Annotated in this window: 19 protein-coding genes and 1 tRNA gene; 13 read left to right on the top strand and 7 right to left on the bottom strand. The window is 53.2% G+C overall.

Annotation, left to right across the window (positions count from 1 at the left end; translation table 11 throughout):
* Nucleotides 1–69: 69 nt before the first annotated feature.
* Both SH467x_RS09920 and SH467x_RS09915 read right to left on the bottom strand, forming a co-directional pair.
* Nucleotides 70–849, bottom strand: a complete 780-nt coding sequence (locus SH467x_RS09920; RefSeq protein ID WP_482371107.1) for a sulfite exporter TauE/SafE family protein — start codon at nucleotides 847–849, stop codon at nucleotides 70–72.
* Complete coding sequence (locus tag SH467x_RS09915) at nucleotides 846–3,305, bottom strand: DUF1549 domain-containing protein (protein ID WP_482371106.1); 2,460 nt, start codon at nucleotides 3,303–3,305, stop codon at nucleotides 846–848. Before SH467x_RS09915 ends, SH467x_RS09920 begins: the two co-directional genes overlap by 4 nt.
* Before the next feature lie 260 nt (nucleotides 3,306–3,565).
* Here SH467x_RS09915 and SH467x_RS09910 point away from each other — a divergent pair, with 260 nt between their 5' ends.
* The 5 genes from SH467x_RS09910 (at nucleotide 3,566) to SH467x_RS09890 (ending at nucleotide 6,428) form a co-directional block, all read left to right on the top strand.
* Entirely contained in the window at nucleotides 3,566–4,705 is a 1,140-nt protein-coding gene (locus tag SH467x_RS09910) for an aldose epimerase family protein (protein ID WP_482371105.1), read from the top strand.
* A 119-nt stretch (nucleotides 4,706–4,824) separates the two neighbouring features.
* Nucleotides 4,825–5,100 (top strand): WXG100 family type VII secretion target, encoded by a 276-nt coding sequence (locus SH467x_RS09905; RefSeq protein WP_482371104.1) that lies wholly within the window; start codon nucleotides 4,825–4,827, stop codon nucleotides 5,098–5,100.
* The gene (locus tag SH467x_RS09900; RefSeq protein WP_482371103.1) at nucleotides 5,093–5,569 is read left to right on the top strand and encodes a hypothetical protein; all 477 of its coding nucleotides are present in this window, start codon (nucleotides 5,093–5,095) and stop codon (nucleotides 5,567–5,569) included. Before SH467x_RS09905 ends, SH467x_RS09900 begins: the two co-directional genes overlap by 8 nt.
* A 196-nt stretch (nucleotides 5,570–5,765) precedes the next feature.
* On the top strand, nucleotides 5,766–6,152 hold the full coding sequence (locus SH467x_RS09895; RefSeq protein ID WP_146677401.1) for an HU family DNA-binding protein: 387 nt from the start codon (nucleotides 5,766–5,768) through the stop codon (nucleotides 6,150–6,152).
* A 54-nt stretch (nucleotides 6,153–6,206) separates the two neighbouring features.
* Entirely contained in the window at nucleotides 6,207–6,428 is a 222-nt protein-coding gene (locus SH467x_RS09890) for a hypothetical protein (protein WP_146677400.1), read from the top strand.
* A gap of 20 nt (nucleotides 6,429–6,448) precedes the next feature.
* On the opposite strand, the gene SH467x_RS09885 is transcribed toward SH467x_RS09890, so the two are convergent.
* Together SH467x_RS09885 and SH467x_RS09880 are read right to left on the bottom strand one after the other, a co-directional pair.
* Nucleotides 6,449–7,579, bottom strand: coding sequence for an endonuclease/exonuclease/phosphatase family protein (locus SH467x_RS09885; RefSeq protein WP_482371102.1), 1,131 nt, complete (start codon nucleotides 7,577–7,579; stop codon nucleotides 6,449–6,451).
* Between the two features lie 34 nt (nucleotides 7,580–7,613).
* Nucleotides 7,614–8,081 carry a hypothetical protein gene (locus tag SH467x_RS09880; RefSeq protein WP_482371101.1) on the bottom strand — a complete coding sequence of 156 codons (468 nt, stop codon included), beginning with the start codon at nucleotides 8,079–8,081 and terminating at the stop codon, nucleotides 7,614–7,616.
* 172 nt (nucleotides 8,082–8,253) lie between these two features.
* Here SH467x_RS09880 and SH467x_RS09875 point away from each other — a divergent pair, with 172 nt between their 5' ends.
* A complete protein-coding gene (locus SH467x_RS09875) occupies nucleotides 8,254–9,360 on the top strand; it encodes a glycosyltransferase (RefSeq protein WP_482371100.1) in 1,107 nt (368 codons plus the stop codon).
* 540 nt (nucleotides 9,361–9,900) lie between these two features.
* Nucleotides 9,901–9,974 (top strand) — tRNA-Arg (locus SH467x_RS09870).
* Nucleotides 9,975–10,801: 827 nt separating this feature from the next.
* Here the strand turns inward: SH467x_RS09870 and SH467x_RS09865 are convergent.
* Nucleotides 10,802–11,107, bottom strand: coding sequence for a hypothetical protein (locus tag SH467x_RS09865; protein WP_482371099.1), 306 nt, complete (start codon nucleotides 11,105–11,107; stop codon nucleotides 10,802–10,804).
* 500 nt (nucleotides 11,108–11,607) lie between these two features.
* Between SH467x_RS09865 and SH467x_RS09860 the strand changes: the two genes are divergently transcribed.
* From SH467x_RS09860 to SH467x_RS09835, 6 genes are all read left to right on the top strand, one after another.
* A complete protein-coding gene (locus SH467x_RS09860) occupies nucleotides 11,608–12,822 on the top strand; it encodes a Fic family protein (protein WP_482367939.1) in 1,215 nt (404 codons plus the stop codon).
* A gap of 171 nt (nucleotides 12,823–12,993) precedes the next feature.
* Nucleotides 12,994–14,214 (top strand): DDE-type integrase/transposase/recombinase, encoded by a 1,221-nt coding sequence (locus SH467x_RS09855; protein ID WP_482371098.1) that lies wholly within the window; start codon nucleotides 12,994–12,996, stop codon nucleotides 14,212–14,214.
* Nucleotides 14,215–14,941: 727 nt separating this feature from the next.
* Nucleotides 14,942–15,544, top strand: a complete 603-nt coding sequence (locus SH467x_RS09850) for a type IV toxin-antitoxin system AbiEi family antitoxin domain-containing protein (protein WP_482371097.1) — start codon at nucleotides 14,942–14,944, stop codon at nucleotides 15,542–15,544.
* 83 nt (nucleotides 15,545–15,627) lie between these two features.
* Nucleotides 15,628–16,467 carry a nucleotidyl transferase AbiEii/AbiGii toxin family protein gene (locus SH467x_RS09845; RefSeq protein WP_482371096.1) on the top strand — a complete coding sequence of 280 codons (840 nt, stop codon included), beginning with the start codon at nucleotides 15,628–15,630 and terminating at the stop codon, nucleotides 16,465–16,467.
* A 170-nt stretch (nucleotides 16,468–16,637) separates the two neighbouring features.
* Entirely contained in the window at nucleotides 16,638–17,858 is a 1,221-nt protein-coding gene (locus SH467x_RS09840; RefSeq protein ID WP_482371095.1) for a DDE-type integrase/transposase/recombinase, read from the top strand.
* Between the two features lie 594 nt (nucleotides 17,859–18,452).
* Nucleotides 18,453–18,764, top strand: a complete 312-nt coding sequence (locus tag SH467x_RS09835; protein ID WP_482371094.1) for a hypothetical protein — start codon at nucleotides 18,453–18,455, stop codon at nucleotides 18,762–18,764.
* A gap of 284 nt (nucleotides 18,765–19,048) precedes the next feature.
* Here SH467x_RS09835 and SH467x_RS09830 read toward each other — a convergent pair whose 3' ends face one another.
* Nucleotides 19,049–19,555, bottom strand: coding sequence for a hypothetical protein (locus SH467x_RS09830; RefSeq protein ID WP_482371093.1), 507 nt, complete (start codon nucleotides 19,553–19,555; stop codon nucleotides 19,049–19,051).
* Entirely contained in the window at nucleotides 19,513–24,960 is a 5,448-nt protein-coding gene (locus tag SH467x_RS09825; protein WP_482371092.1) for an RHS repeat domain-containing protein, read from the bottom strand. The genes SH467x_RS09830 and SH467x_RS09825 overlap by 43 nt, the downstream gene beginning before the upstream one ends.
* Nucleotides 24,961–25,030: the final 70 nt, after the last annotated feature.

The raw sequence follows: 25,030 nt of genomic DNA, 5'->3' as shown, positions 1-25,030 counted from the left end.
CCTCTTCTTGTCCTGAAAGGACTCAAGCTATTAGCCGGGGGTTGAGCGCAAGCGATACCCCCGGTGGGATTACATCGCGCTACGCCACAAATAATACGTGCTCACCGTCAATCCAATGCCAATCACGATAAACCGAACCCAATTGCGATTGAGCTTCCTAGCGATGCGAGCCCCCGCGTAACCTCCGACAATCGCGGAAAATATCATCGGGACCGCTAACTTCCAGTTCACCAAACCAAAGCCGATAAACATCGTGACGGAAATAAAATTGATCGCGGATGCCAAGCTCGCTTTGAGCGCATTGAGATCGTGAATGTCCTGAATGCCCAACACCGACAGCGCGGAGAGCATGAGAATACCAATCCCTGCACCGAAGTAACCTCCGTAGACAGCAATCGTAAACTGAAACAACACCACAAGGATCTTGCCGCGAAAGGTAAGCGATTGAACCGAATCCTTCTTTCGACTCACAAGCTTCCCAAAGAGGGGCTGAAAAATAAACAAAACGGTTGCACACAAAATCAACCAAGGAACCAACGCTTTGAATTCGTCTGGATCTCGCTTCGCTACCAAGATCGTCCCGAGAACCGATCCTGCAAAGGACGGGGCGAGCAGGAGGAAGAACCAACTTTTCACGCGCGCTAGCTCCTGCCGATACCCCCAAGCCGAAGCGACCGACCCAGGAAAAAGGGCAACTGTGCTTGTCGCATTCGCGATCACACTCCCTTGCGGAACACCCGCGAGCGCCCACAAAAGGGCAGGAAATGTCAAAAGCGTCCCACCACCCGCAATCGAGTTGACCATTCCGCCCAGCAAAGCAGAAACGCAAAGAAAGATCCAGGATGTCATCGCAGGAAAAGAAATTCCTTGCTGTTGATAAGTGCCCAGGCAAGATCCTCGAGGAGGAGTTTCGCGTCCGAGTGACTCGCATACACACCGAGGAAATACTCCGTTTCCTCGCGACTGGGGAGTCGGCACAGCACCGAGCGATAGAGAGTCGACACCGCTTTTTCCAATGCTGCCGGATTGCTGACATCCGAAGCAATTCGTTGCACCAAACCTTGCGCATCGAGCAATCGACTCCGAATCTGTGCATCGTTCAGCAGGAGCAAGGATTGACGCAGCGAGCTGTCGGTCGATCGCTCGCAATCGCAATCGGTCAATCGCTCCGGTTTGCCAAAGGCGCGAAGGATATCGTGCTTCTTAGGAACCGATGGGTAGGAAACAGCCCTCGCTACAAATTGTCCCTCGGCCTTCGGTCCCTTCGCTTCGGTTTGGTTATCGAATCGATTGATCGTCAACGTTGCATCCGCCAACGCGTCTTGCAAAACTTCAGCCATCAAACGGCGAGGTGCAAAGCCAGCAAACTGCGCCGCCCTCGCTTCTCCCACCATCGAACCATCCAACGCCAGCGGACCTCGACGAAACGCTTGACTGCTGAGCATCTCTCGCATCAACCAGCGAGTGGAATATCCGCTCTCTCGGTACCGCTGACGCAACAACTCCAGCAGCTCGGGATTGGAAGCGGGATTGGTGCTGCGAAAATCATCGATCGGGTCGACGATCCCACGCCCAAAGACGTGCGCCCATAGACGATTGACCATGTTCCTTTCGAATTGCTCGTTTCCATGGACTAGCGAATCGGCCAACGATTCCAGCGGATGCCGTTCTGACGCCCCATTCAACGATTCCGACGACGATTCCCCATCGCTGCTCGTCAGCGGTCGAGCGCTGACCATTCGAGCCAATCCAGGGTGATAGATCTCAGGCTTCTTGTCGGACCACGAAATCACTTCATCCCCCGTGATCACATGGGTATCGAGCGCGTCGCGAGGGTTGTTATCGATCTGCTTGCGCTCGATAGGAACGAAGTAAGCGGATAGACCGTAATAGTCGTCCTGCGTCCAGACATCGAACGGATGGTTATGGCACTTGGCACATTGCATCCGAATCCCCAAGAAGACTTGACCGACCGCCTCCGCCGATGCATTTGGATCGCGGTGCGTCCGATGGAACGATGCAGCCGGTGATTCAAAGGTGCTTCCCATGGATGTGAGCATCTGCTTCATCATCTCGGGGAGGGGCGTATCGTCTTGAAAATGATTCCGAAGCCAATCAAACCAAAGCGATACACCCTTTTCACTCATCGCTTTCGGTTCGTTCCGCAACACATCGCTCCATTTCAGCGCTAAGAGCGAGGCATACTGCGGATCCGCTAGCACGCGATCGATTACACGAATGTCTCGGTCTCCCGAGTCATCCTCCATATACGCCGATTGCTCCGAAAGAGTCGGCAGCCTTCCCAGGACTGTCAAGTAAAGTCGTCGCACCCACAACTCCGGTGCAGCCTCCGGTTCAAGACTCAGCCCGAGTTTGGCGACTCGCGTTTCGATCGCTTGATCCACCCAATGAACGGATGACGCCCGATCTGCCGCGGATAGGGACGCGACTTTGGATTGGCTGGGGTCGACGAAGTTCAAACGGAGGGCCGCATGCTTTCCCAAAAAGAATGCTGTGATCGTGGTGTCCATGGGATGGTCAACCCGAACCGTTGCCGCATCGGATAAATGCGCCCCAGAAAGGGATGTGACCTCGAGCTTGGTCCAACTCGTCACCTCGGAGGTCGAACCATCCTCCCAATGGGCCATGCATCGAATCGCCACGTTAGCATTGGGATCCAGAATCCAACGCTCATGAACCGCACCGCCGCCCATTACGGAAGCGTCATCCGAGGCGATCGCTTGGTCGCTATCCTTCACATCGAGATCGATACGTACCAAACGGCGGTTGCTGCGAGAGGAATCCTCGCGTGCATGATCCTCGCGAGTTGCCCCCTCCGCAATCCATCGATGCAGATTTTCCCATTCGATCGAATCGGAGCGAATCCGGGTCCCCCCTTGATGTGCCACGGAGCCGGTTGGCTTGGCAAGCAACAAACTTGCAGAGGGATCGGAGGTGTCGATGCGGCGGCCAGACAGGTCCTCCACAATCGATCGATAGTCCAAATCTGGGTCTTGCCCCTTCAAACTCAGGCGAAATCCGCCCTTGCCATACAAACTGCCATGGCAAGTACCCGAATTGCAACCCGCTCGCGTCAAAACTGCGGAGACCTCTTCCGCAAACTCAACCCTCTCTCCAATCTGGATGGGACCGACCTCAGAGGCAGGTACCGAACCAGACGCGGAGGCCGACGCAGCTGCCGTTTCCTCCGTGTTCGCGACGGAATCAGACGCTAGCCAACCCAGGTGGAGAAACCATCCCAGCAAAATCGCCGACCCAAATGCAAAGCGATGGAAAGCTGACATGAGATAATCCATCCGTCGAGAGGGGGGAAAGGAAGATGAAGGGGGAAAAGGAAGGTGGGGCAGTCAAGCATGACTGTGAGACGCTCATTCTAGTCCATTCCCGGTTCCCAGTCACGAACAACCCCGTCACGAACAACCCAATCACGAACATTCCCGACGCGGTCGAATGGTCGAGGCGGCGGGAGCGTGATTCCCGTCGCGGGAGATGCTAAACTGGGAAACATCTCATGAGCCCCCTCTCCTTCCGGATGAAAACTTCTATGATCAAGCCTCGTCGACACTTTCTTCTCAGCCAATTCGCATCCATCGCTTTGGCCATCCTCCCTTTCTCCGCTTTCGCAAACGAATCGAAGAACGCAATGAGCATCGAGTCCCGTCCCTTTGGCAAGACACCCGCAGGCGATCCCGTCACCCTCTACTCCTTGACCAATGCCGCAGGGAACACGGTCAAAATGATCGACTACGGCGCGATCATTGTCTCGATCGATGTCCCTGATCGCTCCGGCAAAAAAGCCAACGTCAACGCCGGCTTCGATTCCATCGCCGGTTATCTCGAGCGCCATCCCTATTTTGGTGCCACTGTCGGCCGATTCTGCAATCGAATCGCCAAAGGCAAATTCAGCCTCGACGGAAAAGAGTACTCGCTTTTCGTCAACAATGGCCCCAATCATCTCCACGGGGGAAAGATCGGGTTCGATCAATTGATGTGGAAGGCTGAGAAACTGCAAACCAACGTGAGCGTCGGACTCCGTTTCTCGCTGGTCAGCCCCGACGGACAAGAAGGCTACCCCGGCACCCTCAACGTGACAGCCGATTATGTTTGGGATAACGACAATAAGCTCACCATCCGGTTCCAAGCCACCACCGACAAATCGACCCATGTCAACCTCACCAACCACGCCTACTTCAACCTCGGAGGCATCGGCAGCGGCAATGTCCATGGCCACGAACTCCAACTGAATGCTACCGAATATCTGCCCGTCGACGACGACATGATTCCGATCGGGAAGACCGCTCCAGTTCGAGGCACTGCATTGGATTTCACCCAAGCCACCAAGATTGGTGACCGGATCCAAACGTTGGAAGCCACCCGCGGCTACGACCACTGCTTCGTCGTGGAGGGCAAGCCCGGGACACTTCGCCCCGCTGCCTTCGTGGCCGATCCGAAATCAGGTCGCACAATGACCGTCGCGACCACACAACCGGGCATCCAGCTCTACACGGGTAACTTCCTCGGTGGCGACGCTTCCAACGCTAACTTAAAACAGCACGAAGCATTCTGTTTGGAAACACAACACTACCCGGACACTCCGAACCAACCGGCTTTCCCAACCACGTTGCTTCAACCAGGACAAAAGCTGGACGAGACGACCACGTACCAATTCGGCATCGTCCGATAGCGGAACGCTCACGCGTTCCTGCTAATATACGACCTATACGACCTATACAACCTATAGGTCCTACAGGTCCTATGCTATCAATCGGGCTGATCCACTCCCATTGAAGGACCCACTCCACCATGACCCAAGCGATCGTCGATCCCGAGCAGCTGCGCAACTTCGCCATGCAGCTCAAGCGATTTTCGGGGATGCTTTCCGACGCATCCACCAAACTATCGCAGCAGATGCAACACCTCTCAGCGTCATGGCGCGATCAAGAGCACCAGAAGTTCGCCATGGAGTTTGAGCAGGAGCTCAAGCAACTGCACCGACTGATCGAAAGCAGCGAAAGGCACGTCCCCTATCTGCTTCGCAAAGCCGAACTCATCGACGAGTACCAGCGAGGCCATGGCTGAGGCAAACGTCAAGAACATCGAAGCCATCGAACTCTTCGCCGAATCGATCGCCTCGCTCCGAAACACAACACGGAAACAAGCCGACGAGATCCGCGAGCAGTTCCAGCGCATCTCCTCCTGGCTTGAAAAAGAGCTTCCTGATTATTGGAAGAACGAACATCGCAAAGCGGAGAAGCGGTGGATCGAAGCCCGCGAGGAACTGCTTCGATGCGAGTCGAAGACCCGAGCCGACGATGAACGCTCCTGTTCCGTTCAACGCAAAATGCTAGCGAAAGCCACCGACCGGCGCAAGCTATGCGAGCAGAGAGTCCGGTCGTTGCCCTCCCTGGCTATGCAATGGAACCAGTTCCTGCAGGAGGCTTCGACCTCCCTGCGGCAATTGGACGATTTGTCCGAATCGACGCTTCAGACTGCTTTCGAGCGTTTGCAGGGGACGCTCGAGACGCTGCGCAAATACCTGGAACGGTAAACTTTGCCAAATCGCTTCGGCTTGCTTCAAGTTTGCGGACCGTAACGCCGATACCTGTTTTACGGAATGTGCGGAACCAATCCCTTTGGATGCGTTGCCTCGACCTTGACGAATGGAGTCAGCAAACCTAGACTCAGAAGTAAACCTAGGGCTATAAAGGACTTAGGTATTCTCTTCGAGCCCTAGGAGGTCGGCCGTGACAAAGAAAGAGATCGTGAAAACGATTTCCGATGAGACCGGTATCAACCAGCAAAAGATCAAGGCGATCGTTCAGCGAACGTTCGATGCGATCGTGAAAACGCTGGAAGAGGAAGGTCGGATTGAACTCCGAAATTTCGGCGTATTCCAAGTTCGAACTCGAGCAGCCCGAAAGGCTCGCAACCCTCGGACAGGCCGCCAAGTGGAGGTCCCCGAGAAGTTTGTGGTGACTTTCAAGCCGGGGAAGATCATGGAGGAGCGAGTTAATGCGATAGAGGGCACTCCACTCGCACAACGGATTCGAGACGACATTGCGTCGGGGCGGATCGACGTCAGCGACGAGGAACTCGATTCCGACAACGACTCGGATTCCACGCTTTTGTAGACTTGTTCACAAAAGCATTGCGGTGCGAATGCTTATATTCACGGAGGAATGGAAATGAGACGGCAATTGGGATGGTTGCTTTTGGTAGCTTGCACAGCGATGCCTTTGGTTGGATGCGCGATTCCCATCTATTCAGCCAAGCCTTCTCGACGCGCCCAGCAATTGATCTACACCTCGGATAACTTCCGAGCGATCTTGCAAGAATGGGAACGCTTCTGGTTCTTGGACCAACCTGACCACATGACCCCTTACCGCGTTCACGGCGGGGTGATCTAAGGGCGGTAACGTCCGACCGACTAACGCATGCCGAGTCCACCGTCGCCGGTGGCCACTCGTCCGCTGGCTCCATAGGGCTGCTCGGTTACATAGAATTCAGCCCAAACGGGCAAGTGATCGGATATCTCGAGAGCTTGCTCTGTTCGAAGACCAAACATTTGGTTGAGATCGAGCACGCCCGCTCTTCCGGTAAACTCGCTCGATGTCATGCGATCGAACAGGATGTTGTCGTAAATTTTGGTACGACGCGTGTTGGTCGGCTCCCGATCGATGACCCAATAGATATCCGGAATTCTTCCTAGCTCTCCGAACTGACGCGGCTCGGCATTGAGATCCCCGAGGAGCAAAACGTCATCCTCGCCAGCCGATCGATACTCGAACTCTCGAATCGATTTGAGCACCGTATGCATCACCGGAATCTCTTGGGCAACTTCATCCGGATCGGTATGGATGTTGACCAACGTGAACGAAAACGGGCGATAGTTTGGAGGAACTCGCGTCAAGAAGCGAGCGACATACGGTTCACGGTGCAAGTAATCCTTTTCAGCATCGTCGACAATGTAGGTCGCATCGGGCGAACCGACGATGGTCGCGGTGTTATAGAAATATGCATACTGCTCCTTCGAAACAGTTCGCCCCAAAGGCTGGCTGATGAGGTAGTCGTAGCGAACTCCGGTCGCGTTCACAAAACGTTGCAAAATTGGAATCGTTTCTTGATCGCGATCCCGAATCTCTTGAATGGCCACGATATCGAATTGCCGGATAATCTCCGCTAACTTCTCAGCCATACCCGGCTTGGAGATCTTGGTCTTTCCAAGAGTCTGAATGTTGAAGCTGGCGATGAGAATGGTCTGCCCGTTGCGAGGAGGAAGACCTGCACCTGCGAACTCAGGTGGCCTATTCGATACGAATTGACCGGGGGACTGCCCTCCCATTTGCCCTGCCGACTGCGGTGCAACGGCTTGTCCAGGATATCCCTGCACAGGGGCTGAGGAGCCGGGGAACGGTGAGGTTGGGAAGCCTTGATTACCCGTGGGAATGGCTTCGTTGACAACCTGCGCGATCTCGTTCGGTTCACAGCCGAGCATATAACCGCAAACGGCGATCAACATGCTGACGACAATCGCTTCCCAACTCCATTTGGTTTTCATCCCTCGCCTCCTTGCGCGGGTTTGGTTCGATGAACTAGGCCTTGCTCAACGCTTCTTCGATCCATCGCTTCAACCGCTCGGACGCAGACTCCGCACACGATTCCAATATGCGGCGGGTTGCGACTTCGAGCGCAGGCAATTTGGTAATCGCCCACCCGATCCGCTCCTTCGCCGCCATGTCGTCGACATTGGTGATTCGCTCGCCAAGCGATTGCTCGATTTGACGGAGCGACTCGATAGGAATTGCTTCCAAGTGCTCCTCCACCATTCGCCCTGCCAGCGTCGCAGCCCAGTAAACTTGAAGGCTATTGGATGCTTGCAAGGTCTCTGAGAGACGCGGCCAAGCGTTTGGGCCTGGCGCTCCGCAGTTTTCCAACGCTTCGACCGCATATCCAACTGTTTCTTCGTTCCCGTCCGCGAGAAAAGCTAGCACTTCATGCAGTTGCCGAAGGGTGAGTGCCGCATCGTTGCGGTATTTTTCAACCTGGGTTGGATCTGCCATGGAAACTCTCCTTGCCTCAGTACAGACTGGAGACCTATAACGAGCGGTTCGAGCAAAGCCGGTGCTAGTCTCCGAGCGGGACATTACAAGATTCCCGGCCGAGGGACAACGCAGCTTTCCTAGCTTTCCCGTCCTGAGTTCCTCCAACTCCCATCCACGAGCAGGCGACGCATTGAAGATCGATTTGATCATCACCGAACTCGAAGTGGGGGGCGCGGAGCGGTGTTGCATGGAACTCGCCACCTACCTCCACCGCAACTACCATGCGGTCCGGATCATTTCCATCGGCTCCCCGCCCAAGCCTCCGCGCGACGCCTTCTACCGCGAAGTGCAATCGCAGGAAGTTCCCTTTGTGAGTTTGCATGCCGACCGAGCCGTTCAATTTCCTTTGGCATGGTGGCGACTTCGTCGACTGGTTCGCACCCAACCGCCCGACATCGCGCAATCCTTTCTCTGGCACGCGAATGTGCTTGCGGCGAGTGTCTATCCATCGTTTGGAGTTGCGTTGGTAGGTGGCAATCGCGTCACGGAACCGCGAACCTCAAGACATCGCTGGGGGAAGTGGGCTGCGACTCGCATGGAGAAATTGGTATGTGTCAGCCAAGAGGTCGCGGCATGGACAAGCCACATTGAAGGGGTTGAGTCGTCCAAGCTGCTGGTGATCCCGAACGGCATCTCCCTTTCGCGCTGGGAAGCTGCCAGTCAAAGGCCATTTCGCTGGCCCGATTCATTACCGAAAGATGCACCGGTTTTATTATTTGTGGGAAGGGTCGATCATCAGAAGGGTTTCGATGTTTTGATCGAGCGTATCCCAAAGATCTTAGGTGCATTGCCGGAGCATCACTGGGTCTTGCTGGGAGATGGACCGGAGAGGGTAACGGCGGAGAGGCAGGTCTCGCAAACCGCGGTGGCCAAGCGAGTTCACTGGTTGGGGCAAAGCGAAGAGGTAGCCCAGTGGATGCGTCGCAGTCAATTGTTGGTACTACCGACCCGGTACGAGGGGATGCCCAATGTCGTAATAGAAGCCATGGCATCCTCCCTTCCGGTCGCGACGTTGGAGGTGGAGGGAGTGCGAGAGCTGTTGGGTAGTGGTGTGTCGGAGCAAGCGGTAGGGAAGTCGGATTGGGACGCTTGGGAGGCATTGGTCATCCGTTTAGCGACCGATCGAGACCGAGCCAACGAGCTTGGAGCGATCAATCGGCAGCGAGTCGAATCGACCTTCGCTCTTCACGATCAGCTCAAGCAATACGAAACCCTTTACCGCACCCTCATCCGCTAGCCCCTCGTCGATCTGTCGTCCTCCATGTCGATCTGTTGTCCTCAACAGATCAGCATCGCCTAACGCATCAGGCAATAGATCCTGAAAGGATCCAAGCTATTAGCCGGGGGTTGAGCGCAGCGACACCTCCGGTTGCGCCCCATACCCTCTCCTATCCCGAAGGGATTAAAGATTCATCTTGCATCCCGTCGGGATGCGTCATCCTTGGGAAATCCACCGGGGGTGTCGCTAATCGCTCAACCCCCAGCTAATGTCTCAAGTCCTTTCAGGACAAAGGAGTGGATAGGTCGACACGTTGATCACCCGGTGCTCGGCAGAGATGGCTCTCCCATTCGGACTCGCAGCATTCGCCAGGAAATCCTTTGCCTTCCCCATTCTGCTCCCGCTCGCCCCGCTTCGGGGAGAGGGGCTGGGGTTAAGGGGAGGGGTGCTGGCGGAGCGAGGCTTGTGCAAGCCAAAAAAACCCCTTACAGCACTTCAAAAACCGCCCACCATCGGCTAAACTCCGGACAGCGGCGGCAGTCGAACTTCCCCGCCAACGCACCCGTGGCGCAATTGGATAGCGCATCGGTCTTCGGAACCGAGGGTTATAGGTTCGAATCCTATCGGGTGTATTGGGTTTTTTCCCAATGTTTTCCTTGGTCGGACGCAAATTGCGAAACCGTCACTTCGACGAGCGGCCCTTCGATCTCTACCGAAAAACTCGGTAGAAAACGTAGGAGTTGCTTTCTAATGGGCCGACCAAAAACTTTAATGCCGTCTCGTCGATATCATATTAGCGGACAGTCTGTCGTCACGATCCAAGATCGGGACTTTTACCTTGGCAAGCATGATTCGCCCGAAGCTATCGCAAGGTACGCATTTCTCGTCGCAGAGTATCAAAAGAACGGTCTATCGCTTCCTGAAGGATTTTCAATCAAGGAGGCTGATGCTTGGGTCGTGGGGCTCCTTCGCTCAGAATCAGCCGTAAGGTTGACGGACACGCCAGTCAAAGTCGGTGAACTCGCGGAAGCGTACAGAATCTACATCGACAAAAGATACTGTAAGCCGCATCAAGTAACGGATCTTGTTCGAAGACGATCCCTGTGCGACCTGCTCGCTCGCTACGATGGCAAGACGATGGTTGCGGATTTTGGACCGGTAAAGTTAAGATCCTACCGAGATCGCTTCATAAAAGAAGGCGACAAGTCAAGGACTTACATCAATAAGCTTTGCAATGAGATTCGCCGAATCTTCCGATGGGGAGTGAGCCAAGAACTTGTTGGGCCCGAAGTCTTAACGCGATTGGAGAGCATGCAACCACTGGTAGGCGGCGAAGCGGCGTATGAATGCGAGCGTCGGAAACCGGTAAGTCTCGAGCTTGTCCGTGCAACCGCAAAATTCTTGCCCTCCCTGGTCCCACGATGGCGAACAAAGCATCCAGTTCGGCTCTCAGCTCGGGTCAAAGAGGAACGATCCGTTCCCCCTTCCCATAGCGTGCTGTTTTTGAAGATCGAACCTTGAACCGATCTCGCTCCCAATTGATGTCGGACCACTTGAGGTTGAGCGACTCCGACGGGGTACGCAGTCCACCATAACGTGCCAGGGCAAAGATCACCCTCCACTCCTGGTTGGGACAAGCGTCCAGCACTGCCTTGGCCGTCACCGAGTCGATAAATCGATTCTTGGTCTTATCGCTCTTCAAATCGATCCGAACACCTCGGAATGGGTTCTGCTCGATCAAACCATCGGCTAGAGCTTGGTTCATGATCTGTCGACATCGCTTCACATTCTGCCCCGAAGTGTTTGGACCTCCCCGGACCGACCCTGATAAGGAACCTTCTCGGAGAAGTCGATTTCGCAACTGCTCGAAAAACAGGGGCTTACGGAGTTCGAGACCGAATCGGTCGGTCGTTCTGAGAGTGCCGCGTTACGGAAAATCTGCTTAACAGAAACGCGGTTCGAGACCAGCCAGGGCCAGTCAAAGAGTCGCGGAATGGACCTTTAGCCTGCTGGTGAATCGCGTTCTGAGTCTCCACCGACGTTGCGACATGGAATTTCTGCTTGCCGCGATCATTCTCAAAGCTGCGTTTCGGATTGTAAAAAGTGCGATCCACTCACGATTTCCCTCGAACTTACTGCTTTCGGCAATGGCAAGCTTCCGCAACCTCTAGGTAAGTCCAGGCTTCTTGACTAAAACCAGCCGCTAGTCTACAAAAACGCAAATCTATGGATTAGCGAGGCGGGTTGGTTTCGAGGATTGGACTAGTGAATCAAGCAGACTTCCAAAAGGGTTTCCCCGGAAAGCTGGTCGCCACTTATCTCACTGAGTATCTGAATGGGCCAATGGCGCCCCCAACTCAGACAAAAACGTTGGCATTCGTACCCGACCCTCTTCCTCCCAAAATTGATTGGAAGGCATTGCAGATAGAACATTTCGACCGCTATTCCGAAACGCTCTTGGCGCTGGGGAAGATCAATGGTTTGCACAAGCGTGTTGGAAATGCGGCAGCAATGTTGCGAACCTTGTGGATGCGAGAAGCGAAGCTTTCCTCTGAAGTAGAAAACATTCACACGACGGCAGAAGAGCTTGTATTGGCTGGGGCTGGTCGTTTATTGCATCCGCGTGATAGCAGTCTTGAAAGCTGGAACTATGTCCGAGCGCTCGAACATGGGATCCATTCTGACTTGCCATGGTCATCACGACTCATTCGGGAAATGCACGCTATATTGTTACAGAGCGTTCGCGGCAAAAATCATCGCCCAGGTTTGTTTCGCGATAAAGGTGTTTACTTGAGCGGGCCGCTACCTGGAGCTCAACACGCTCGCTTTATTCCCATGCCTCCGGGAGATGAGTTGCTTAATGCAATTCGCGATCTTGAAGCCTTCGTAAACAACTCTCATGACCATATCCCTCCTCTCTTCGCTGTTGCGATCACTCACTACCAATTCGAAACCATCCATCCATTCAGTGACGGGAACGGGCGAATAGGGCGCGTTCTCATTTCACGATCCCTGGTAAAGGAGAAACTGCTCGAGCACCCTGTTGTCTACATGAGTGCTTACATCAACGAAAATCGTAAACAATACGTCGACCTTCTTTTACGAATCAGTCAACAAGGTGGTCAAGCTTGGTCTGACTGGATTGGGTTTTTCTTGGAGGCTATTCGAACTCAGACGCTTGATGCCATCTGGCGAAGTGAAGAATTGATTAATCTGCAAGTTCGCTTTCAAGACCTTCTTAAAACCGATGGGGCACCAACTAGGTTGTTTCCAGTCGTCGAATCCTTATTTGCTTCGCCAGCAATGAATATTGCCGATCTTATGAAACATACACAAACCACAAAAACGACAGCAGGAAAGGACATGGAGCGTTTGGAGCGCCTTGGTATAGTCAGAGAGATTACTGGACGAGAGCGAGAGCGAGATTGGCTCGCGCAAGATATCGTCGACGTTATTTCCAAGGAATCGCCTCAGCAATAACCAGTACCAAGCCCCTGCAAAAACAAGTAGTTGCTCTCGAATGAACTGGGTAATGCAAGTTCACAGGAATGACTTTAAATCGCACCTAAACGCCAGCAGAACTCGTATGATCACCGTTTACGGGAATTGGTCTTCCAATCCGGAAGAACGGAGACCGCACGACGAATCGGTGTGCCTCGATCCACGATCCATGGCTGGACCAAAGCTCGACCTCGACCGGTCGTGACACTGATTGCAAAAGGTGATTATGTCGAGAGCCTCGAAAAGAGGGTCTACCTTCTCGAACGACGCACAGCACGATTGAAAGCTTTGCTTCGACTGTGCGTTTTCTTGCTTCGGCTATCTGGCTTTTCGCTTACCTACCAACGCTTACCTCAGGGGAGCGATAAAGAAAAACTCCTCCGAGTCATTGATCGTGCAAGCCGATTCGTTCGATTGCCGAGATTGCTTGCCTGCATTGGCCTCTCTTCTTCACGCTTCTACGATTGGAGGAACGCGCAAGAGTGTGGATTGGATGATTTCTCGTCTTGTCCCAGATCTTTGCCAGGGCAAATGACTGCGACGGAACGCTCCGAAATGCGATCGATGGTGCGGTCTGAAGACTATCGTCATCTCAGCGTCGGATCGATTGCACGATTGGCCTCACGTTTAGGAAAGGTCTACGCTTGCACCTCGACTTGGTACCGAGCGATTCAAAATGGAAATTGGATCCGGTCTCGCAAACGCATCTACCCACCGAAACCGCGCGTCGGATTACGAGCGACGAAGCCTAACGAGTATTGGCATGTCGATACAACCATTGTTCGATTGCTCGATGGCAGCCGCGTGTACCTTCACGCAATTCTCGATAACTTCTCGCGCCGCATTTTCGCATGGCGATTGAACGACACTTTCGAAACAGGTACGACCGCGGAACTCCTCAAGGAAGCAGCGAGAGGACTCCCCGAAAACACAGTCCCCTCTGCGGTCATGGATTCGGGCGTTGAAAACGTGAATGGCACGGTAAACGAGCTTGTTTCTGATGGCTCGATCCAACGTATCCTTGCGCAGGTCGATATTGTGGAATCGAACAGTATGATCGAGGCCTGGTGGCGTCAGCTCAAGCACCAGTGGTTGTACTTGAACGAACTCGATCGTGCGAATTCGGTGCGCAAGCTCATTGCTTTCTACGTGGAGCAGCACAATTCGGTTGTTCCCCATTTTGCTTTTCAAGGGCAGACGCCCGACGAGATGGTCTTTGGGACCGGAGCGAAAGTTCCGGTGGACCTTAAAGAGAAGCGAGCAGCAGCAAGAGCTGCGAGGATAGCGCACAATCGCGCTCTATCGTGTGATCGATGCAAAGCAAAAGAAAGCGAACCAGAACTTGTATCACTCCAAAACAACACGAGCTAAGCCATGTCCAACTGCGTCTTGTACCAAGAAAAGAGGATCACCAGGCGAGCAACAAAACTCGATGGATGTCTTAGTGAACGTTACAAGCTAGAAAATCGAGTTAGAACCAACTCACATAACCATACAAACGCCCCAACCGATCGCCCGTTTACACCAAAGTGAGTCCAAGCACATCGATTGCACGAACTGGGCCTCAGAGAAACTCTCGCCGCACCATCAACTCGACTAATAGCGCCGAGTTCTCGAACGCTTTTTTCCAGAATGTTCTGCAGCGCCGAACAGAGAATTCTCAGAGAGTCGTCCGGGCTGTTAAACCGGAGTGCACTGTAAAACAGAGAATTTGAGATTGGAAAAACGGAAAAAGCCGAGGATAAAAATCCTCGGCTTTTTCCGTTAACGACGTTGTCTCGGAAATTCCGAGGATTTGAAAGGCTCCCCGAGCGCAACCCTCTTCGTAACAATACTCTCTTTTAGCAAGAGCTGCAAGTTGTTTTATGGAAGGGACTTAAGCGGTTTCGAGACCCGTTCGGTATACTGCTATCGGTAGGAACGAGTTCGAACCCATTCTTCAAATTCGGTTCACAACCGGACCCATATTTTTTCTCGAACACCCTATTGAACGGAGATCCCTGGAACAGATTTCTCTTTTCCTCTCGCGAGTTGCCCTCTCGCAATCCGCGACTTACAATATGTCGGTACTTGTGCGTGTCTCCCGACGGAATCGCAAATGACGATCACGAAAAAAGATCAGATCCTCCAGCTGTTGAAACGCATGGAGATTGTCCGACCGCGTGACGTTGAAGCGATCGGCATCTCTGGCGCTTACCTCCACTGGCTATGCGACCATGGCATTCTGGAACGCACTAGCAGGGGACTTTACACGCTCCCCAATCCGGAACCAACCGAGTTCCGGTCAATCGTGGAGGCGTGCAAACGCTCGCCCCATGCCACAGTCTGCCTGCTGAGCGCCCTGCGAATGCACGACCTGACAACGCAGTCACCTCATGAAGTTTGGTTGGCAATCGGGGAGAAAGACCGTAAACCCCAGATGACCTATCCCCCAATTCGCGTGGCGCGATTCTCTGGGGAGTCGAAACGATTCGGAGTACAGTATCGAACGATCGAAGGCGTGACGATTCCTGTATACTCGCCAGCAAAGACGATTGCGGACTGCTTCAAGTATCGCAATAAGATCGGCCTCGACGTTGCTATCGAGGCTCTCAAAGATTGTCTTCGTTCCCGCAAGGCCACCATGGATGAAATCTGGGAGGCCGCCAAGGTTTGTCGCATGGCAAACGTGATTCGACCTTACCTGGAGGCAATAGCGTGACCAATAAGTCACCGCGAGACGTATCCGCGTCGGTTCGCGCGCGATTACTGAACATCTCCAAAAGGAACAGTGAAGCTTTCGACTTGGTTCTCGTTCGATTTGCAATTGAACGTCTGCTGTATCGACTTTCCCAATCAACGTTCCGCGATCGATTCGTCGTGAAGGGAGCCATGATGTTTCAAGTCTGGACGCGTCTCGCACATCGTCCCACGCGCGATCTGGATTTACTTGGATTTGGACTACCCGATATCGATCATCTCGCTCGTGTTTTTCGCGACTTATGCGATCAACCGGTAGAAGACGATGGATTGGTTTTTATGGCCGACACGGTCTCTGCGAGCAAGCTGAAAGAAGATGAAGAGTATGAGGGTATCAGAATCAAATTCGATGCGAAGTTGGGGGCCGCACGCATTCCGATTCAGGTGGATATCGGGTTTGGGGACGCGATTACTCCTAAACCTATCCTCATCGATTTCCCAACGGTACTTGAGCTTCCACCCCCAACGCTCCAATCCTATCCACGCGAAACAGTCATTGCGGAAAAGTTTCAAGCCATGGTGACGCTGGGCATAGCAAACAGCCGCATGAAGGACTTCTTTGACCTCTTTGTCCTTTGTACAGAATTTGAATTTGATGGAGAGCTTATCTGCCAAGCCATTAAAGCAACCTTTGATCGTCGTAAGACTGTTATTCCAGATACACTCCCAGTGGCGTTGAGAACTGAGTTCTCGGAGGATAAGCAAAAGTCAGTACAATGGAACGCTTTCCTGCGTAAGTGTAACTTGACCGTCAACCATCTTGATCTTAAGGAAGTAACAACTCGTCTAGCAGGCTTCCTCATGCTGCCAGCCAAAGCAGCATGTCATGGGAATGCATTTGTCATGCGCTGGCATCCAAGTAAAGGATGGACGGAAAAGAAATAGCTCAAAAGACAGTTACAGCTGTCTTCTTCAACTCCATTCCATGCGACCTCAGCGTCGCACCAACTTCCTCTACTGTGATCGCACCTAAACGCCAGCAGAACTCGTATGATCACCGTTTACGGGAATTGGTCTTCCAATCCGGAAGAACGGAGACCGCACGACGAATCGGTGTGCCTCGATCCACGATCCATGGCTGGACCAAAGCTCGACCTCGACCGGTCGTGACACTGATTGCAAAAGGTGATTATGTCGAGAACCTCGAAAAGAGGGTCTACCTTCTCGAGCGGCGCATAGCACGATTGAGAGCTTTGCTTCGACTGTGCGTTGTCTTGCTTCGGGTATCGGGCTTTTCGCTTACCTACCAGCGATTGCCTCAGGGGAACGATAAAGAAAAGCTCCTCCGAGTCATTGATCGTGCAAGCCGATTCGTTCGATTGCCGAGGTTACTTGCCTGCATTGGCCTCTCTTCTTCACGCTTCTACGATTGGAGGAACGCGCAAGAGTGTGGATTGGATGATTTCTCGTCTTGTCCCAGATCTTTGCCAGGGCAAATGACTGCGACGGAACGCTCCGAAATGCGATCGATGGTGCAATCCGAAGACTATCGTCATCTCAGCGTCGGATCGATCGCTCGATTGGCCTCGCGCTTGGGAAAGGTCTACGCTTGTACCTCGACTTGGTACCGAGCGATTCAAAGCGGAAATTGGATCCGGTCTCGCAAACGCATCTACCCACCGAAACCTCGAATCGGCTTACGGGCGACGAAGCCAAATGAGTATTGGCATGTCGACACGACCATTGTTCGATTGCTCGATGGCAGCCGCGTGTACCTTCACGCAATTCTCGATAACTTCTCGCGCCGCATTCTCGCATGGCGATTGAACGACACTTTCGAAACAGGTACGACCGCGGAACTCCTCAAGGAAGCAGCGAGGGGACTCCCCGAAAACACAGTCCCCTCTGCGGTCATGGATTCGGGCGTTGAAAACGTGAATGGCACGGTAAACGAGCTTGTTTCTGATGGCTCGATCCAACGTATCCTTGCGCAGGTCGATATTGTGGAATCGAACAGTATGATCGAGGCCTGGTGGCGTCAGCTGAAGCACCAGTGGTTGTATTTGAACGAACTCGATAGCGCGAGTTCCATTCGCAAGCTCATTGCTTTCTACGTGGAGCAGCACAATTCGGTTGTTCCCCATTTTGCTTTTCAAGGGCAGACGCCCGACGAGATGGTCTTTGGCACCGGAGCGAAAGTTCCGGTGGACCTTAAAGAGAAGCGAGCAACAGCGAGAACTGCGAGGTTAACGCACAATCGCGCTCTAAGCTGTGATTTATGCAAAGCAAAAGAAAGCGAACCAGCACTTGTATCACTCCAAAACAACACGAGCTAAGCCTTACGCACCTGCGTCTTGTACCAAGAAAAGAGGATCACCAGGCGAGCAACAAAACTCGATGGATGTCTGATTGAACGTCGCAATCCAGAAAATCGAGGTAGAACCAACTCACAAAACTACAGAAACGCCCCAACAGATCGCCAGTTTGCACCGAAGTGAGTTCAAGCACATCGATTTCACGAGGCGGGCCTCAGAGAAACTCGCGCCGTACCATCAACTCGACTAATAGCGCCGAGTTCTCGAACGCTTTTTTCCAAAATGTTCTGCAGCGCCGAAATTCTGCAGCGCCGAACCGTAAAATGGACCGAAAGACGCATTCGGTGCATCATCTTGCTCGCAAGCGGCTCTCTGGCCGCCATCTTGCGGCCCCTCGAGCGATAGACTCAGGGGAATTACCCCCACAAAAAAACCATAGAGAAAATGCAGGGAAAACCAACTTCGGTCATCCCTGTGCCCCCGCATCGGCGGATCCGTTTAATGAGTTGGTTTAGTTCTTATGGGTGAACGACACCTTCGGAAACAGACGCGACAGCGGAACTCCTTAACGAAGCAGCGAAGGGACTCCCCGAAAACACAGTACCCTCTGCGGTCATGGATTCGGGCGTTGAAAACGTGAATGGCACGGTAAACGAGCTTGTTTCTGATGGCACGATCCAACGTATCCTTGCGCAGGTCGATATTGTGGAATCGAACAGTATGATCGAGGCCTGGTGGCGTCAGCTGAAGCACCAGTGGTTGTATTTGAACGATGGGACCGGAGCGAAAGTTCCGGTGGACCTTAAAGAGAAGCGAGCAACATCAAGAGCTGCGAGGATAGCGCACAATCGCGCTCTAAGCTGTGATTTATGCAAAGCAAAAGAAAGCGAACCAGCACTTGTATCACTCCAACACAACACGAGCTAAGGATTGTCCGACTGCGTCTTGTACCAAGAAAAGAGGATCACCAAGCGAGCGACAAGCTCGATGGATGTCTGATTGACCGTCGCAATCCAGAAAATCGAGGTTGAACCAACTCACAAAACAATAAAAGCGATCCGGCCGATCGCCCATTTAGGTCGAAGTGAGTCCAGGTTCATCGATTGCACGAGGTGGGCCTCAGAGAAACTCGAGCCGCACCATCAAATCGCCTAATAGCGTCGAGTTCTCGAACACTTTTTTCCAGAATGTTCTGCAGCGCCGAAGTGCGATTACTGTTTCCCAAACATCTCTTCAAGTGCCTTCATCCAACTGGGTGCCACTGATTCGCTGCCAACTTTAGGTTCACCAACATGGACATAGAATAGCTCTGATGCAACGGCTTTTCGCCTTCCAAATACACAGAAGCCCAACAGATCGTGGACACTTCCGTCAGAAGTTCTGAAGTAGAGTGTTGACTTAGTTGAGTAATCGCTCCATTCTCGAATCGAACTCCATTCAATCGATTTCATCCGGAACCAACGAATCTCTACGCGTTGCTCGCACATTGAAACAGAAAAGGTTAGCAACGACAATGCGTGCAACATCCACATAACCGACATGATTCCGACAAAACACCAAGCGACGCTTGGTGCACGTAATTCTACTTTAAGAAAGTAGGCGACATACCAGAGAGCAATCGAAATTACTGCAGGAAAAACGATGCCAATCACAGATGGCCGAAACACAACTTTTTCTAGTTTAGGTCGGTGCATGTTTCCCCACTGATTATCGTCCATGAGGCGCTTGTTGAGACGATCCTCCCCCCCAAGTCAACTGCAATTTGACCGTTCACATTTACTGAACCATTGACACAGAAACGATCCTTCCACTTACAACCACCAGCACAACTGCATTCATAGCACCTACGAAACGAGACGTTCACTCTACCCTCGACATAAAGTGACAATCTAGCGTCGCCAACAGGATTAATTGGGGCTGCCCACCAAGGGAGCTTTATTCGAACATTGCCCTCTCCTCCTCCGGCTATCGCAGCGGTCCCGCCAATCTCGAAACATCCTCCGCCAAGGATTTTTCCAGGGCAATTGCATTCGTCGGAGTAAAAAAACGCAGACCCAGAACCAAATATTCCGCCGCTTACCTTTAACCCAAGCCAGTAGGTTGTTTGAAAATATTCGTTTCCGTACGAACCACCGTACGTAGTAGCAAAAAGCTCTCCCTTCGCAGTTAGCTCTACGCCAGCCTTCCAATCCTTAACGATTTTCCCGCAACCACAATCCGTTTCGCATATCTCTCCGGAAATCTTGGGTGTTAACGTGTACTCCCATCCCAGAAATCCTACTTGTCCTTTGGAAGTGGTGGCTCCAAAAAGCCCCCCCGCTCCAGGAATAAAAAGTGGCGTTCCACTCGCGCCCCAGCATGCAAGCCCCATCGGATCAATGCCCGCCGCAACAAAATAGGATCTATATATTGAAGGCCCGTCTTGATACCCTATTGGATCCCTCCCCATGAATCTTCCTGCGAGCCCACTCATCCACCTTGCCCTAAAGTGATACAAGCCAAGCGTCTGATCCCATTCACGTCCCGTGTAGGTGTAGCGATTGTTGATCGCTGAACTCGAAAGGACCGAGCCTGAACCATCGAGGATGGTTGGCTGGCCGTAGGCTGTGTAGGCGTAGCGTTCGGCTACGGAGCCTGAAGAAGTGGTTACCGCGGTGATTGAGTATTGCTGGTTTCTGTGCAGATAGTAAATCGTTCCGCTGGTACCAGCCGCCTTGCGGACAACCGGTTCATCGATGTAGCTAGCGTACACATAGCGATGCGTTGGCGAGCTAGGAGCATCCCCGTATCCATAATCGGCGATCGTCTGCTGGTCCTGCTGCACATAGACGAAGGAGCCGGAGGTTCCTTGTCGCGCTACGCGTCTTCCCAGTGCGTCGTACTGGAACGTGACATCGTTTGAGCCGTTGTTGTCCACATCGGCGCTCTTGAGCTTGTTGTCGAAGTCATAGCCAACCGCCATCGCCACGCCACTGGTCGTGAGCGTCGTCGGGAGCAGGGTTATGTTCCCCTTCACATCCGTCGTGACGTTTTGCCCCCCTGCGGTGAGCAGCTCGTGGGTAGGACCATGGGTGCGGTTCTGCGCTGTGCCATTGGTGGTGATGCTGTTCCAGTCACCCACACTGGTAAGACTCCACGATTGGGTAAACGTTCCGCTAGCACGGGCGAAGCCGGTGAGACGGTCCTCGTCGTCGTAACTGGTGCCTGCTGAAGTAAACCCGTAATTGCTCATCGTCCCACCGATGGTTTCCGATGTTTTGTTCTTGTTCGAATCCCAAGTATAACTCAGGTTCCCGATGGATGTACCTGTTCCTCCGTACGAAATTGCCGTTAAGAGGTTATCGCTCGCATAGGTGCGCGATTCGGTGACTCCGTTGCCGAGGGTTTCTCCCGTGAGGCGACGGCCATCGTCGTAGGTTCTCGTGCTAATGGTCGAACCATCTAATTTCAGTTGGTTCAGAGCGCCTGTGGCGTGGTAGGTGCGCTCGGAGATCGAACTGTCAGGGTAGGTGACCTTGGTCAATTCCCCTCGGGAATTGTATTCACTGGTAATCGTGTAGGTTTGGCCGCCAATGGTGAGCGCCTCGGTGGCCTTGCGCCCTATTGGGTCAAACGTGTAGGTGACCGTGTTGCTGTAACGGCCATTCACGGCTGTGAGCATGCGCCCTGCGCGATCGAAGGTGAAGGTATCCGAATCGGCGATCGTTCCCGTGGGGCTATTGGCTGCCGTTCGGTAATCCTTGGTCGTCATTCTCCCGGCAAGGTCAAACGTGAAGGTGACCGTATCGCCCAATTGGTCCTGTTTGCGTTTAACGCGCCCTGCGTTGTCGTAAACAAACGTGACGATCCCGTAGCCTGTTTGGCCAGGGGAGGTGCCTGACGTGTGATCTGGGTAGGTTTCTGTGAGTTTGGAGCCTCGGGAGTCATACGTGTAGCTGGTCGTCTGGCTCTCTGCATCGGTCAGGGAGGCTAATTGTCCCAAGGCGGTGTAGGTGAACGACGTTACTGCGCTAATCCGATCGGTGGTCGACTTCCTGCGCCCTCGCGCATCGAAGGTGATGTAAGTGTGCTTGTTCTTGGCATCGGTTTGCTTGATCGCGTTTCCAGCTTTGTCGTATTCGGTCTTGGTAACTGCGCTGTTGGTATCGGTTCGTTGGGTATTGCGCCCCAGGGCATCGTAGAGCATGTCCGCTCCCACATTGTTGGGATCGCGAACCGACAGTTGGTTTCCGGCGGCATCGAAGGTCATGGTCGTGACCTTGCCAAGCTGGTCAATGCTGCGCAAGGTGCGCCCTGCCGCATCGGTCCAACTGGCCGTCGTGTTCCCTTGGGGATCCACCGACTTGGTGACTAAGACCGTTCCGTACCCGGACAAGGAAGTGGTCGCGTCGTAGACCGTGCAATTCCACGTTGCGAGCGTATTGAGGGCTGTAGCACCGGATCCACGGTAATTGTTGAGCTTGCCGCTCATGACCGAGCGCCCTGCGGCATCGGAGATAGTAAAGCTAATTTCGTCTTCTGGGCTAATGACAACGGCTGCTTTCCCAGGAGCGGTGGAACTGAAGGTCACATTGGCTCCTCCGTTGGCTTCGGTGGAAGCCAACTTGGAGATCGCGTTCGACAAAGAGACGTTAAACGTTCCGGAACCTCCGGTTCCCAGCTTCGAGACCGAGACTCCGGTGGAGTTATCCAATCCAACCCCATCGGCCAAGTTATCGTCGTACAGATACTGCGTCGTGAGTCCATCAGAGAGCGATACCCCTCCGATCCCTGCAATTGGGGGATTGGCAGGATCGACGGTCCCTCGTGCCGAGAGCCACGTAGTCTGGTAGATCACGCGCCCGCGTCCATCGAACTTGGTCGTCGACTCCGAAAGGGTCTTTGCATCGGTGGGATTCGAGAACGATCCCACATGGGTCGACACATCCGATACCTGGATCGTGTGGACTGTGCGACCATTGGAATCGGTGTTCACAATGGTTCCGTGTCCAAGTGGATCGGCGTTGGCCGTCTTCTTTTCGCAGCAGGAGTCTTCGTAGCGCGTCCAGACATTTCCGCCAAAGTCGGTGCGGGTCGCTTGATGGCCTCCGAGGTCATACGTAAACGATTCGGTGGCTGCGATGGAGGAACCGGTTGCATCGGTGTGGCTAGCTACTAAGCCTCGGCCATTGTAGGTCCAAGTCTCTTTGGCCTTCTGGTAGCCTTCGGTGTCCGTGGAATCGAAGTACCGAGGGTGGCGAACTTCGGTAACGTTTCCAGCTAGATCATAGAAGGTGTCCGATCTGGCTTCGATCGATGTGCCATAGGCCGCTTTCTTCGTGGTCTCACGCCCTTGGCCGTCGTACTCGTAGCGAGTCTCCGTGCCGCGTCCGTCGATGACTTGCGTCAAGCGCCCCACATCGTCGCGGATCGCATCGTGGATCACATAGAGAGCGTTTGCGCTCGTATTGCGAGTGGCGTCCCAGACTTCTTCGAAATCGGCGAAGCTATGCTCGGGCACGGTGCAAGTGATCGTTCGAATCAGGGTGCGATCGCTAGCGCGATAACCGTAATACTTCCGGCGCCCTTGCGGGTCTTCGTCGTAGAACAACAGATCGCCCAGATAAACCTTCTTGCTCGAAAACGTTACTCCCGAACGGGGATATTGCTTCGTCTCGGTCAAGCGGTTGCGGAAGTCGTAAACGTAATCTGTTTCAGAACCGTTTACCTTGACCTTGCTTTTAAGTTGATCGCTTCCATCTACGTAGACGTATTCCGTAACTTGCTTCAGATTGACGTCGGTAATGACGGTATCATCCGCATTGCCATCGAGGACATTCGCATCGATCGCTGCGTTGTGGTTGTGTTTGATCAAACGCCCGGAGTCATCGTATTCGAAGGTGTCAACGACACCCATGCGGTCCTTCTTCTTGAGGATTTTGCCCGTATTCCCATGGGAATCGGTTCCGTAGAGCGTTTGTTCCGTCGTGCTATCTGCATAGGACTTTTGGGTTAGCGATCCGCTGTTGTCATACGTATAGGTGATCGTATGACCTTCAGGATTGGTTTCTTGGTAGAGGAGACCAGCGGTGTTGTAGGAGTAGGTCCATTCAGGGCGAGCTTGCCCTGAACTCACTGCTGGCCCGATCTTTTTGGTCAATCGCTTTTGGCTATCGTACTCGTAGTCCGTCCGATGGAGAGTCGGTGTCGAGGAGTTGTATAGGGCGGTCATCTCCGCCTTGAGCATCCCAGCACTTGCATGGGTAGACCCGTAGTACTCTTTGGTGGTTACTGCGTATTGCGATGTTTGCACATCACTCCCGCTTTGTTCCTTGATGCCTTTTTCAACCGTGGTGAGGTTCCCAGAAGAATCGTAGGTAAACTTTTCGACGGATCCATCGCGTTGGCGGACCCGCGTGGGCTTACCGAACGTGTTGTAGGTTCGGTTGATTACCGTCGAGTCAACTTCATTCGTGATGCTCGTTGGGTTCCCATCGGAATCGTAAGTAACTGTGATTTCTCGCCCTGCTTCGTCGAGATAGCCAGGCAACTCGCCGGTTCGAAGATTAGCAATTGTCGTTGTAGAAACGGCTCCGACTACCACTTCGGAAATATCACCTTCGATACCCATGAATGCGACTTGGTTCGCAATAGGAGGGGGCGGTCCGCTCGGCTCCTCCTCTGGCGGAGGAGCTTGGTCGCCATACTCCCAACTGATCACATTACGAAAAGTGCCGTTGCCTGAAACAACTTTTGCCTTTAGTCCACCATACAAAACGAACTTTTCATCGATCTCGGGGTCGCTGTTGGGTATGAGCAACCACTCGGTTCCTCCATTTTCACTCTCCACCATTCGATGGATCCCGGATGGTTGGTTGATGATCTCTAAAGTCCCGTTGGTATCCAAGGTCATGTAGTCTTGGGTCAGATAATGCTTGACCGTTCGACCTTGGTATTTGCCACCGATTCCACCTTCTTTGATTTCGACCGTAGCCGTTTGAGTGTAGGTGTCTTGTCCGTAGGTAAATGTGGTCTCTCGCCCACCAGGAATGTTGACTGTCGTCAAATAATCATCGTACTCAAAGGTCGTCGTCGATCCAAAATTGCGGGCAATGGAGGTAACACACCTTAAAGGCGAATTCACCAAGTGGTGTACCCAAAGAGCGTATGAAGGTCAAAGTGATGGAGGGGAGTCGGTCTACCAATTCCTCGAT

This window comes from Brakhagea slesvicensis (genome assembly GCF_052161625.1).
Lineage (GTDB): Bacteria > Planctomycetota > Planctomycetia > Pirellulales > Pirellulaceae > JBKCUI01.
The sequence above is the reverse complement of the archived record's forward strand: the minus strand, read 5'-3'. Positions and strand labels throughout refer to the sequence as shown.